Genomic DNA, 701 nt, shown 5'->3' with positions numbered 1-701 from the left:
ACACTCTTTAAAACACTCTTTAAAACACTCTTTAAAACACTCTTTAAAACACTCTTTAAAATTTGGAACATTTATTGCTTTAAAAGTTCTAAGCAATATTTTGAAAGGATTTAAAATGGGTTTTAGAATAAACACCAACATAGGTGCAATGAATGCACATGCAAATTCAACTATCACAGCAAGAGAGCTTGATAAGTCTTTATCAAGACTTAGTTCAGGTCTTAGAATCAACTCTGCAGCAGATGATGCTTCAGGTATGGCTATAGCAGATAGCTTAAGATCACAAGCTGCAACTTTAGGTCAAGCGATAAATAATGGTAATGATGCTATAGGTATTTTACAAACAGCTGATAAGGCTATGGATGAGCAGCTTAAAATCTTAGATACTATCAAAGTAAAAGCTACTCAAGCAGCACAAGATGGACAAAGCACTAAAACAAGAAATATGCTTCAAGCTGATATAAATCGTTTGATGGAAGAACTTGATAATATAGCTAATACTACAGCATTTAATGGCAAACAACTTTTAAGCGGAAACTTTATAAATCAAGAATTCCAAGTAGGTGCACAGTCAAATCAAACCGTAAAAGCTAGCATAGGCCCAACTCAAAGTTCTAAAATAGGTGTAACTAGATTTGAAACAGGTTCTCAAGCTAAAGATAGTGGTATAGCTCAGCTTACCATTAAAAACTATAATGGGG

1 pseudogene is annotated in these 701 nt (G+C 33.7%); it reads left to right on the top strand.

The window, feature by feature from the left end:
• Nucleotides 1-115: 115 nt before the first annotated feature.
• A pseudogene (locus tag L8W64_RS08880) lies at nt 116-701 on the top strand (flagellin); the annotation flags it as partial.

This window comes from Campylobacter sp. IFREMER_LSEM_CL1097, from assembly GCF_025772225.1.
Classification (GTDB): domain Bacteria; phylum Campylobacterota; class Campylobacteria; order Campylobacterales; family Campylobacteraceae; genus Campylobacter_D; species Campylobacter_D lari_D.
The sequence above is the reverse complement of the archived record's forward strand: the minus strand, read 5'-3'. Positions and strand labels throughout refer to the sequence as shown.